The organism is Aquabacterium sp. A08 (genome assembly GCF_011742065.1).
The window spans coordinates 1-12007 of sequence record NZ_JAAQQT010000631.1 but is presented as its reverse complement, the minus strand read 5'-3'; the positions used below and the strand labels follow the sequence as shown (position 1 = coordinate 12007).

Below are 12007 nucleotides of genomic sequence, written 5' to 3'. Positions count from 1 at the left end.
TGGCGGCGGTCAGGGTGGTCTTGCCGTGGTCCACGTGACCAATGGTGCCGACGTTGACGTGCGGCTTGGTCCGCTCAAATTTCTCTTTTGCCATTTTTCAGCTCCGATTTGAAAATTGCCGAAACTACAAACACACCTATGGATTTGGTGCCCATGGGCAGGATCGAACTGCCGACCTCCCCCTTACCAAGGGGGTGCTCTACCACTGAGCCACATGGGCATAACAGCCTGACGGCTGCTATCGGTAATTGTTGCCAACAACCCTCGAAACCTCTGCTGGAGCGGGAGACGGGAATCGAACCCGCGTCATCAGCTTGGAAGGCTGGGGTTCTACCATTGAACTACTCCCGCAGTTCGCCGACCGACAACCGGACCGCGCTACTGCGGAACCTGCGTCCGCGCTACAAAAGTTTCGCTGGTGGAGAGGGCTGGATTCGAACCAGCGTAGGCGTAAGCCAACAGATTTACAGTCTGCCCCCTTTAGCCACTCGGGCACCTCTCCGGCGAGCCTCAAATTATGCCACCGTTTTTTGAAAGTCAACAAACCAATCGACAGTTTTTTCGTGTTTTTCTGCCAACCAGCGGTTGACCGCCCCGAAATGGCCGCAGCCGATGAAGGGCTGCGGTGGGCGCAGCGCCGACAGCGGCGACGGGTGGTTGGCCCGCAACACCAGGTGGCGGTCGGCGTCGATCAGGCCGGCCTTGCCCTGTGCGTGCGCACCCCAGAGGAGGAAAGCCTTGGGCCGGGCCTCGGCGTTGCAGGCGGCGATCAAGCGGTCGGTCAGGGCTTCCCAGCCCCAGCCGGCGTGGCTGGCGGCGGCGCCCGCCTCCACCGTGAGCGTGGTGTTGAGCAACAGCACGCCCTGCCCCGCCCAGCCCGCCAAGCTGCCGCTGCGCCCGGCAAATGGCGGGTGCGGGGCCAGGGCGGGATCGCGCGCCAGTTCCTTGAAAAGGTTGCGCAGCGACGGCGGCGGCCGGACCCCGGGCGCCACCGAGAACGCCAGCCCCTCGGCCTGGCCGGGGCCGTGGTAAGGGTCTTGCCCCAGCACGACGACGCGCACCGCGTGCAGCGGCGTCAGGGCCAGCGCCCGCAGGGGCTGGGGCGGGTACACCGTGGCGCCGGCGGCGAGGCGCTCGCGCAGGCGGACCGCCAGGCGCTGGCCGGCCGGGCTGGGCCAGAACGCGTCCAGGCAGGGGCGCCAGTCGTCGGCCACCGGCCAGTCGTCCGGGGCCCAGGCGGCCAGGCGTGGCGCCTCGGGCGCGCCCGGGGCATCGAACAGCGACGGGGTGTGGCCGCGCGGCACGGTCAGGCCGGCAGGCCGAACAGGTCGGCCAGGGCGCGGCCGGGTTCGTCGGCGCGCATGAAGGCCTCGCCCACCAGAAAGGCGTGCACGCCGGCGTCGCGCATGCGCTGCACGTCGGCCTGGCCCAAGATGCCGCTTTCGGTCACCAGCAGGCGGTCGGCGGGCACGTCGGACAGCAGGCCCAGCGTGGTGTCCAGCGTCACCTCGAAGGTGCGCAGGTTGCGGTTGTTGATGCCGACCAGCGGGGTCTTGAGCCGCAGCGCGCGCTGCAGTTCGGCGCGGTCGTGTACCTCCACCAGCACCGCCATGTTCAGGCCCAGGGCCAGGGCCTCCAGGTCGGCCATCTGCGCGTCGTCCAGGCAGGCGGCGATCAGCAGGATGCAGTCGGCGCCCATGGCGCGGGCCTCGTAAACCTGGTAGGGGTCCACCATGAAGTCCTTGCGCAGCACCGGCAGGTCGCAGCTGGCGCGGGCCTGCTTGAGGTAGTCGGGGCTGCCCTGGAAGTACTGACGGTCGGTCAGCACCGACAGGCAGGCGGCGCCGTGTTCGGCGTAGCTCTGGGCGATGTCGGCCGGGATGAAGTCGGCGCGGATCACGCCCTTGGACGGGCTGGCCTTTTTCACCTCGGCGATGACGGCGGGCAGGCCGGCGCCGATTTTGGCGCGCAGGGCGCCGACGAAGTCGCGGGTGAGCAGTCGCGATTCGGCGTCTTCGCGCACGGCGGCCAGCGGGTGCTTTTGGAGGGCCGCGGCGATTTCCTCGCGCTTGGTGGCCACGATCTGGTTCAGGATGTCACTCATGGGGAGGCTTTTCGTTGGGCGGCGGGGGCGGCTCGCCTTGTTGCAGGATGCGCAGGAACACGCGGTGCAGGACCACGGCGACGGCCACGAACAGGGCCGACACGCCCAGGGCGATCCAGGTGCCGGGGTCGCGCCACACGGGGGTCAGGCGGCGAGCGCGTGGGCGGCGGTCACGAACTGCGCCAGCTTGGCTTTGGCGGCGCCCGAGGCCAGGGTAGCGCGGGCCAGCGCCAGGCCGTCGGCCATGGAGCCGACCACGTTGGCGGCGTAGAGCGCCACGCCCGCGTTGAGCGCCACGATGTCGCGCGCCGGGCCGGGCTGGTTGTCGAGCACGCCCAGCAACAGGGTGCGCGACTGCTCGGGCGTGTCCACCTTGAGCGCGCGGTTGCTGGCCATGGTCAGGCCGAAGTCTTCGGGGTGGATTTCGTACTCGGTGACCTGGCCGTCCTTGAGTTCACCGACCAGGGTGGCCGCGCCCAGGCTGACCTCGTCCAGCCCGTCTTTGCCGTAGACCACCACCGCGTGCTCGGCGCCCAGGCGCTGCAGCGCCCGCACCTGGATGCCGACCAGATCGGCATGGAACACCCCCATCAGGATGTTGGGCGCGTCAGCCGGGTTGGTCAGCGGCCCGAGGATGTTGAACAGGGTCTTGATGCCCAACTCCTTGCGCACCGGGGCCACGTTCTTCATGGCCGGGTGGTGGTTGGGCGCGAACATGAAGCCGATGCCGACGTCTTGAATGCAACGGGCAATGGCTTCGGGCTTGAGGTTGATGTTGACCCCCAAGGCCTCCAGGGCGTCGGCGCTGCCCGACTTGCTGGAGACGCTGCGCCCGCCGTGCTTGCTGACCTTGGCACCGGCCGCCGCGGCCACAAACATGGCGCAGGTGGAAATGTTGAAGGTGTGCGAACCGTCGCCGCCCGTGCCGACGATATCGACCAGGTGGGTCTTGTCGGCCACTTCCACCTTGGTGGAAAACTCGCGCATCACCTGCGCGGCGGCGGTGATCTCGCCGATGGTTTCCTTCTTCACGCGCAGGCCGGTGATGAGGGCCGCCATCATGACGGGCGACATCTCGCCGCGCATGATCAGGCGCATCAGGTGCAGCATCTCGTCGTGGAAGATTTCTCGGTGCTCGATGACGCGCTGCAGCGCTTCCTGGGGGGTGATCAGGTGGGTGTGCATGGGGGCTCCGGGAGCGGCGGGAACGGACGGCCTCAGGCCTGGTCGAGGAAGTTCTGCAGCATGGCGTGGCCGTGCTCGGTCAGGATGGACTCGGGGTGGAACTGCACCCCCTGGATGGCCAGTTCGGTGTGGCGCACGCCCATGATTTCGCCGTCGTCGGTCCAGGCGGTGACTTTGAGCACCGCCGGACAAGTGGCGCGCTCGATGGCCAGCGAGTGGTAGCGGTTGACGGTGAACTGGGCCGGCAGGTGGGCGAACACGCCCTCTTGCGTGGTGGTGATGACGCTGGTCTTGCCGTGCATCAGCTCCTGGGCGCGGACGATCTGCCCGCCGAAGGCGGCACCGATGCTCTGGTGACCCAGGCACACGCCCAAAATCGGCAGCTTCCCGGCGAAATGTTGGATGGCGGCGACGGAAATGCCCGCCTCGGCCGGCGAGCAGGGGCCGGGCGAAATCACCAGCCGGTCGGGCGCGCGCGCGGCGATGCCTTCCAGGGTGATCTCGTCGTTGCGGAACACCTCGACCTCGGCGCCCAGTTCGCCGAAGTACTGCACGATGTTGTAAGTGAACGAGTCGTAGTTGTCCACCATCAGGACTTTGGTGCGGCTCATTGCAGGCCCTCCTCGACCAGTTCGCTGGCGCGCAGCACGGCGCGGGCCTTGTGTTCGGTTTCTTTCCACTCCAGTTCGGGCACGCTGTCGGCCACCACGCCGGCGGCGGCCTGCACGTGCAGCCAGCCGTCCTTGATGACGCCGGTGCGGATGGCGATGGCCACGTCCATGTCGCCGGCGTAGCTCAGGTAGCCGCAGGCGCCGCCGTAGACGCCGCGCTTGGTGCGCTCCAGCTGGTCGATCAGCTCCATGGCGTGCACCTTGGGGGCGCCGCTCAGGGTACCGGCCGGGAAGGCGGCTTTGAGCACGTCCATGTTGCTCAGGCCCGGTTTCAGCAGCCCTTCCACGTTACTGACGATGTGCATCACGTGGCTGTAGCGCTCGGTGGCGAAGGCCTCGGTCACCTTGACGCTGCCGGTCTGGGCGATGCGGCCGATGTCGTTGCGGGCCAGGTCGATCAGCATGACGTGCTCGGCCCGCTCTTTCGGGTCGGCCAGCAGGTCTTGCTCGGCGGCCTGGTCGGCCTCGGGCGTGGCGCCGCGCGGGCGGGTGCCGGCCAGCGGGCGGATAGTGACCTTGGTGCCATCCAGCGTCTTTTCCTGCCGCACCAGGATTTCGGGCGAGGAGCCCACCACCTGCGCGTCGCCCAGGTGGTAGTAGTACATGTAGGGGCTGGGGTTGAGCGTGCGCAGCGCCCGGTAGAGGCTGAGCGGGCTTTGCGTGTAGGGCTTGCTGATGCGCTGGCCCATCACGATCTGCATGAAGTCGCCCGAACGGATCAGCTCTTTGGCGCGCTCCACCGCGGCCAGGAAGTCGGCCTTGGCGTAGGGGCGGATTTCGGTGGCGGGGGCCGACGGGTGCACCTCAGGGACCTGCACCGGCACGCGCAGACGGGCTTTGAGCTCGGCCAGGCGGGCTTCGGCGCGGCCGTAGGCGTCGGGCTCGGTCGGGTCGGCGTACACCATCAGGTGCAACTTGCCCGACAGGTTGTCGATGACGGCCAGCTCCTCGCAGTGCAGCAGGTGGATGTCGGGCATGCCGATGTCGTCCGGCGGGCAGCTGTGCGCCAGCTTGTGCTCGATGTGGCGCACGGTGTCGTAGCCGAAGTAGCCGGCCAGGCCGCCGCAGAAGCGCGGCATGCCGGGGCGCAGCGCCACCTTGAAGCGGCGCTGGTAGGCCTCGATGAAGTCCAGCGGGTTGCCGGCCACGGTTTCCACCACCTCGCCGTCGCGCACCACCTCGGTCCGCGCGGCGGCGCCAAAACCATGGGCACGCAGCCAGACCCGCGCCGGCAGGCCGATGAAGCTGTAGCGGCCAAAGCGCTCGCCGCCCACCACGGACTCAAGCAAAAAGCTGTTGCGCCCGCCGTCCTGCACGTGGGCCAGCTTCAAATACAGCGACAAGGGGGTTTCGAGGTCCGCAAACGCTTCGGTGGACAGCGGGATGCGGTTGTAGCCCTGGCGGGCCAGGTCCTGGAATTCGGTTTCGGTGATCACGGGTGAGCCTCCTGCAGCTCGGCCCCGGGCAGCGGGGCGGCGTTCATTCAACCAGTGCCCCGGGCGGGGCGTGAGGGCGCGGCAGACGGCAAGCACCGCGGGCCGCGCGGTGGGTCTGGCGACCCAGGGGAGTGGCGCGCAACTTATGGCTTGCGCCAGGGCCAGGCCTCCCGGCCGCATTGCGGGGCCAGGCGGGCGGTGAAGCGGATGCCGTGAATGAACATGGTCCACAGTGTAGCAAAGGCCGATGGCCCGTCGCCCCTGCGTCGCCGGTGCGGCCGGTGCACAACGCCCCCCGCCGGCCGGACTGGGCGCGGCCGGCTTGGCGCTCTATGATGGCGGGTTGCCCTTTTGACGGACAGACCCCGTGACCGAGCCGCTCCCCACCCCGCCCGCCCTTGCGCCCTTGCCGGCCGATGCCGTCCACGGCACGGCCGCCGGCCCCTACCTGCGCGACGCCTGGCGCCAGCCCGTGCTCAGTGTGCGCGGCGCCCGCACCCACAACCTCAAGAACATCGACCTGGACATCCCCAAGCACGCGCTGGTGGTGATCACGGGGCTGAGCGGTTCGGGCAAGTCCAGCCTGGCGTTCGACACGCTGTACGCCGAGGGCCAGCGCCGCTACGTGGAAAGCCTGAGCGCCTACGCGCGCCAGTTCCTGCAGCTGATGGACAAGCCCGACGTCGATTTGATCGAAGGCCTGTCGCCGGCCATCAGCATCGAGCAGAAGGCCACCAGCCACAACCCGCGCTCCACCGTGGGCACGGTGACCGAAATCCACGACTACCTGCGCCTGCTGTTCGCCCGCGCCGGCACGCCGCACTGCCCCGAGCACGACCTGCCGCTGCAGGCCCAGACGGTGAGCCAGATGGTGGACCACGTGCTGGCCCTGCCCGAAGACACCAAGCTGATGGTGCTGGCCCCGATCGCGCGCGACCGCAAGGGCGAGTTTGCCGACACGCTGGCCGAGCTGCAGGCCCAAGGCTACGTGCGCTTTCGCCTGAACGGGCAGGTACTGGACGCGGCCGACATGCCGGCGCTGAACAAGCAGGAAAAGCACGATCTGGACGTGGTGGTGGACCGCCTGAAAGTCAGAACAGACGCGCAGCAACGTCTGGCCGAAAGCTTCGAGGCCGCGCTGAAGCTGGCCGATGGCCGCGCGATTGCGCTGGAAATGGACAACGGCGCCGAGCACCTGTTCAGCGCGCGCTTTGCCTGCCCGCTGTGCAGCTACGCGCTGAGCGAGCTGGAACCGCGCCTGTTTTCGTTCAACTCGCCGGTGGGCGCCTGCCCCACCTGCGACGGCCTGGGCCACACCGAGGTGTTCGACCCGGCGCGCGTGGTCGCCTTCCCCACGCTGAGCCTGGCCAGCGGCGCCATCAAGGGCTGGGACCGGCGCAACGGCTACTACTTTGCCATGGTGGAAAGCCTGGCCGCCCACTACGGCTTCGACGCCGAAGCGCCGTGGGAACAGCTGCCCGAGCACGTGCAGCAGGTGCTGCTGTACGGCTCCTGCAGCGAGGCGATTGCCTTCAGCTACGTGATGGACTCGGGCGCCTCGGCCGGCAAACGCGTGACCAAGAGCCACCCGTTCGAGGGCATTGTGCGCAACTTCGAGCGCCGCTACCGCGAAACCGACAGCGCCACCGTGCGCGAGGAACTGGCGCGCTACCGCGCCACCCACGCCTGTCCCAGTTGCCACGGCACCCGGCTGCGCAAGGAGGCGCGCCACGTGTTCGTGGGCGCTGGCGAGCAGCGGCGCGCCATTTTCGACATTGGCCGCATCACGCTGGCCCAGGCACAGGCCTATTTTCAGTCGCTGCAACTCACCGGCGCCAAGGCCGAGATCGCCGACAAGGTGGTGCGTGAAATCGCGTCACGGCTGAAGTTCCTGAACGACGTGGGCCTGAACTACCTGAGCCTGGACCGCAGCGCCGAAACCCTGAGCGGCGGCGAGGCCCAGCGCATCCGGCTGGCTTCACAAATCGGCTCCGGCCTGACCGGCGTGATGTACGTGCTGGACGAGCCCAGCATCGGCCTGCACCAGCGCGACAACGACCGGCTGATCGACACCCTGAAACACCTGCGCGACCTGGGCAACAGCGTGCTGGTGGTGGAGCACGACGAGGACATGATCCGCGCGGCGGACCACGTGATCGACATGGGCCCGGGGGCCGGCGTGCACGGCGGCCGGGTGATGGCGCAGGGCAGTTGCGCCGAGGTGATGGCCACACCGGGCTCGCTGACCGGGCAATACCTCAGCGGTATCAAGGCGATTGCAGTGCCCGCCCGCCGCACGCCGTGGCTGCCCGAGAAAGCGCCCGAGCCCGTGGCACCGGCCAAAAAAGGCGCCAAGGCGAGCGCCTGGCCCAGCAAAAAAACGGTGGCCGCCCCCAGCGCCAGCGGTCTGCAAACCCTGCGCGTGGTGGGCGCCCGTGGCCACAGCCTGCAACAGGTCACGGTGGACTTTCCCGTGGGGCTGTTCACCTGTGTGACGGGGGTGAGCGGCTCGGGCAAATCGACCCTGGTCAACGACACGCTGTACCGCGCCGTGTCGCAGCACCTGTACCGCAGCCACGACGAGCCGGAGGCACACGAGGCCATCGAAGGGCTGGAGCACTTTGACAAGGTGATCAACGTGGACCAGAGCCCGATCGGGCGCACGCCGCGCAGCAACCCGGCCACCTACACCGGCCTGTTCACCGGCATTCGCGAACTGATGGCCGAGGTGCCGACGGCACGCGAACGCGGCTACGGCCCGGGGCGCTTCAGCTTCAACGTGGCGGGCGGCCGCTGCGAGGCCTGCCAGGGCGACGGCGTGGTGAAAGTGGAAATGCACTTCCTGCCCGACGTGTACGTGCCGTGCGACGTGTGCCAGGGCCAGCGCTACAACCGCGAAACGCTGGAGGTGCTGTACAAAGGCAAGAACATCGCGCAGATCCTGGACCTGACGGTGGAGCAGGCCCACGCCTTCTTCCACGCCGTGCCCACCCTACAGCGCAAGCTGCAGACGCTGCTGGACGTGGGCTTGAGCTACATCCGCCTGGGCCAGAGCGCGACCACCCTGTCGGGCGGCGAGGCGCAACGGGTGAAACTGGCCCAGGAACTGAGCAAGCGCGACACCGGCCGCACGCTCTACATTCTGGACGAGCCCACCACGGGCCTGCATTTTGGCGACATTGAACTGCTGCTGAAGGTGCTGCACCAGTTGCGCGACGCGGGCAACACCATCGTCGTCATCGAGCACAACCTGGACGTGATCAAGACCGCCGACTGGATCGTGGACATGGGGCCCGAGGGCGGCTCGGGCGGGGGCACGGTGGTGGCCTGCGGCACACCGGAGCAGGTGGCGGCCGAGCCGGCCAGCCACACCGGGCGCTATTTGCGCCGCCTGCTGCCGCGCTTGGGCGGCGGCGATCCGGTCGGTACCTGAGAGGGCCGAGGCCGGCACCGCAACCGGCCCGCTCCGCCCGGGTTCACAGCCCGGCCAGGTCCTCGATGGCGTCCACCACCAGGCTGGTTCCGACGGCGATCAGCAGGATGTCGGCCGCCACGCGCACGAACTTGTGGCCGGCGGGCGGTGTGCCCAGGCGTCGCTCGAGCTCGCGGGGCACCGGGTAGACCACCACCCCACTGGGCAAGGGTTGCCCCAGGTGCCACGCTTTGGCCAGGCCCGGGGGCCGACAGCCGTTCTGCTTTTTGGCCAGCCCTGGCGGACATTTGCCGGCCTGCACCCGGGGCGCGTAGTAGTCGCGCACCGCCCGGCGCTGTTCGTCGCCAAAGCGGATGCTCACGCCCAGGCTCGGCCCACCGATCTGCACCGTGCCCGACAGGCCGGACCGGTCGCGGTGGTCGGGCCCGTCGTGCGGGACTTGGGCGTGCACCTTGCCGTGACCGGGCGTGCGGTCCGACGCCACCCAGTCGGGCTTGCCGGCCCAGGCCGATCCGGTCACCAGCCACACGGCGCTGCAGGTCAGGACGGCGCGGACCCAGGGAGTTGCGGTGTTCGTCATGCGTTCATGGCTCCACGTGTAAGACAGGGGTGCATGCTAGCAGCGCAGCCCGCGCCGTGGCTCCGGGTTGTAAGCACATGCTTCCTGTCCGGCGTTTTCGTCACACCTGGCGACACATCCCCGGTGCCCGGGCTGCGGCAGGGGCATGGAAATTTGGCCGACAATGCCCCCAGGGCCGGCCTTGGCCCCACAGCTACGAGCACACCATGACCCCTTTTGACTTTGACCTGTTTGTGATCGGTGGCGGCAGCGGCGGCGTGCGCGCGGCACGCATGGCCGCACAGCGCGGCGCGCGCGTGGCCTTGGCCGAAGCGCTGGGCACCGACGGCCTGGGCGGCACCTGCGTGAACGTGGGCTGCATCCCTAAAAAACTCTACAGCTACGCGGCCCACTGTGCCGAGGCCTTCGAGGAATCGCACGGCTACGGCTGGGAAGGCGCCGCGCCCACCCTCAACTGGGGCACGCTCAAGGCCAACCGGGCGAAAGAAATTGGCCGGCTCAACGGCGTGTACGCGAACCTGCTGCGCGGCTCGGGCGTGACCGTGGTCAACGGCTATGCCCAGTTGCAGGACGCCCACACCGTGCGCGTGGCCACGCTCAACGCCGACGGCTCGGCCGGCCACCAGACGCTGACCGCCGAACGCCTGCTGATCGCCACCGGCGGCACACCGCACGTTCCGCACTTCCAGGGGCGCGAGCACGTCATCACCTCCAACGAGGTGTTCGATCTGCCCGACTTCCCGCAACGGCTGCTGGTGGTGGGCGGGGGCTACATCGCCTGCGAATTCGCCTCCATCTTCAACGGCCTGGGGGCCCAGGTGACGCAGTTGTACCGCGGCGAGCAGGTGCTGCGCGGCTTCGACGACGAGGTGCGCCACTTCCTGGCCGGCGAAATGCGCAAGCACGGCGTGGACCTGCGGCTGAACGCCGGCGTGGTGAGCCTGCACCGCGAAGCCGACGGCCTGCACGTACGGCTGGAAGACGGCAACCGCCTGGTGGTGGACGCCGCCTTGTACGCCACCGGGCGCGTGCCCAACGTGGTCGGCCTGGGGTTGGAGGCCGTGGGCGTGGCGCAGGGTGCGCAAGGTGCCATCGTGGTGGACGAGCACTACCGCACCAACGTGCCCAGCGTTTACGCGCTGGGCGACGTGACCGCCCGCGTGCAGCTCACCCCGGTGGCGCTGGGCGAGGCCATGAAGCTGGTGGACCACCTGTTCGGCCCCGCCGCCGGCCAGGCCCCGCGCGGCATGAGCTACGACCTGATCCCCACCGCCGTGTTCACCCACCCGAACGTGGGCACGGTGGGGCTGACCGAGGCGCAGGCGCGCGAGCGCTTCGGCCGCATCCAGGTGTTCCGCTCCGAATTCCGCGCGCTGAAACACACGCTGAGCGGCAGCCCCGAACGCACCCTGATGAAGCTGCTGGTGGACCCGGCCACCGACCGGGTGGTGGGCCTGCACATGGTGGGCGCCGAGGCCGGCGAGATCGTGCAGGGCTTTGCCGTGGCCATGAAGGCCGGCGCCACCAAGGCGGTGTTCGACAGCACCATCGGCATCCACCCCACGGCGGCCGAAGAATTCGTGACCATGCGCGAGCCGGTGACCCCGCCCGCGCCCTGACCCCAGCCGAGCCCGCCACCATGTTCGACAGCCCCCCCTTTGTGCCGCCGCAACGCCACACCGACCCGGCCGCCGCCCTGGCCCAGGTGCAGCGCCTGTACCAGGACGCGGTGGACCACCTGCGCCGCGCCCTGCGGGCCTTTGTGCTGGCCCCAGCACCGGGCGGCGACCCCATGCCCCGGGTGCGTGCCTGCTACCCCTTCGTGCGGCTGCACACCCAGACCGCCACCCGACTGCCCGCCGACGCCGGCCACGCCCGACTGAGCTACGGCTTCGTCGCCGGCCCGGGCCGGTTCGAGACCACGCTGACCCGCCCCGACCTCTACGCCGACTACTACCTGGAACAGTTCCGCCTGCTGCTGGACAACCACGGCGGCGAGCTGGAGGTGGGCGTGGGGCACCAGCCCATCCCGGTGCACTTCGCCTTTGCCGAACACGACCACGTGGAGGGCGACCTGACCGATGCCCACCGCGCCTGGCTGCGCGACGTGTTCGACCTGCCCGACCTGACCGCCATGGACGACGGCATCGCCAACGGCACCCACGACCCGGGTCCGCAGGGGCCCCAACCGCTGGCCCTGTTCACCGCGCCCCGGGTGGACTATTCCCTGCAGCGCCTGCGGCACTACACCGGCAACGCGCCGGCCTGGTTCCAGAACTTCGTGCTGTTCACCAACTACCAGTTCTACATCGACGAATTCGTGAAGCTGGGCCGCGCCGAGATGGCCCGCCCCGACAGCGAGTACCTGGCCTTTGTGGAACCGGGCAACGTGGTGACGCGGCGCCAGGGCCTGAGCGCCAGCGCGCTGCAAGCCCTGCAACCCCTGTGGAACGGCGAGCCCGGCGTCGAACCGCCGCGCCTGCCGCAGATGCCGGCCTACCACCTGCTGCGCGCCGACCGCAGCGGCCTCACCCTGGTCAACATCGGCGTGGGGCCGAGCAACGCCAAGACCATCACCGACCACATTGCCGTGCTGCG

General features: G+C 69.1%; 11 protein-coding genes and 3 tRNA genes. 3 read left to right on the top strand and 11 right to left on the bottom strand.

The window, feature by feature from the left end:
- From HA630_RS12710 to trpE, 10 genes are all read right to left on the bottom strand, one after another.
- Positions 1-94: GTP-binding protein (locus HA630_RS12710; RefSeq protein ID WP_018003793.1), on the bottom strand; the 94-nt coding region annotated here is incomplete at its 3' end.
- A gap of 51 nt (positions 95-145) precedes the next feature.
- Positions 146-220 (bottom strand) — tRNA-Thr (locus HA630_RS12705).
- Between the two features lie 57 nt (positions 221-277).
- A tRNA-Gly gene (locus HA630_RS12700) sits at positions 278-351 on the bottom strand.
- Between the two features lie 65 nt (positions 352-416).
- Positions 417-502, bottom strand: a tRNA-Tyr gene (locus HA630_RS12695).
- Positions 503-515: 13 nt separating this feature from the next.
- Positions 516-1304, bottom strand: coding sequence for a uracil-DNA glycosylase (locus HA630_RS12690; protein WP_371809228.1), 789 nt, complete (start codon positions 1302-1304; stop codon positions 516-518).
- 2 nt (positions 1305-1306) lie between these two features.
- Positions 1307-2104 carry an indole-3-glycerol phosphate synthase TrpC gene (trpC, locus tag HA630_RS12685; protein WP_166833859.1) on the bottom strand — a complete coding sequence of 266 codons (798 nt, stop codon included), beginning with the start codon at positions 2102-2104 and terminating at the stop codon, positions 1307-1309.
- Positions 2097-2243, bottom strand: coding sequence for a hypothetical protein (locus HA630_RS12680; RefSeq protein ID WP_166833861.1), 147 nt, complete (start codon positions 2241-2243; stop codon positions 2097-2099). The genes trpC and HA630_RS12680 overlap by 8 nt, the downstream gene beginning before the upstream one ends.
- Before the next feature lie 5 nt (positions 2244-2248).
- Entirely contained in the window at positions 2249-3289 is a 1041-nt protein-coding gene (gene trpD, locus HA630_RS12675) for an anthranilate phosphoribosyltransferase (RefSeq protein WP_166833863.1), read from the bottom strand.
- A 32-nt stretch (positions 3290-3321) separates the two neighbouring features.
- Positions 3322-3900, bottom strand: a complete 579-nt coding sequence (locus HA630_RS12670) for an aminodeoxychorismate/anthranilate synthase component II (RefSeq protein ID WP_166833865.1) — start codon at positions 3898-3900, stop codon at positions 3322-3324.
- On the bottom strand, positions 3897-5396 hold the full coding sequence (trpE, locus tag HA630_RS12665) for an anthranilate synthase component I (RefSeq protein WP_166833867.1): 1500 nt from the start codon (positions 5394-5396) through the stop codon (positions 3897-3899). Before trpE ends, HA630_RS12670 begins: the two co-directional genes overlap by 4 nt.
- 406 nt (positions 5397-5802) lie before the next feature.
- Here trpE and uvrA point away from each other — a divergent pair, with 406 nt between their 5' ends.
- The gene (uvrA, locus tag HA630_RS12660; protein WP_166835194.1) at positions 5803-8829 is read left to right on the top strand and encodes an excinuclease ABC subunit UvrA; all 3027 of its coding nucleotides are present in this window, start codon (positions 5803-5805) and stop codon (positions 8827-8829) included.
- Positions 8830-8872: 43 nt separating this feature from the next.
- Here the strand turns inward: uvrA and HA630_RS12655 are convergent, their stop codons facing one another.
- Entirely contained in the window at positions 8873-9409 is a 537-nt protein-coding gene (locus HA630_RS12655) for an RcnB family protein (protein WP_166835192.1), read from the bottom strand.
- Positions 9410-9615: 206 nt separating this feature from the next.
- Here HA630_RS12655 and gorA point away from each other — a divergent pair, with 206 nt between their 5' ends.
- Positions 9616-11028: a glutathione-disulfide reductase gene (gene gorA, locus HA630_RS12650; protein WP_166835190.1), complete on the top strand. Its 1413-nt coding sequence runs from the start codon at positions 9616-9618 to the stop codon at positions 11026-11028.
- A gap of 20 nt (positions 11029-11048) precedes the next feature.
- Positions 11049-12007 (top strand): AMP nucleosidase (locus tag HA630_RS12645; RefSeq protein ID WP_166835188.1); only part of this gene is annotated, 959 nt, incomplete at its 3' end.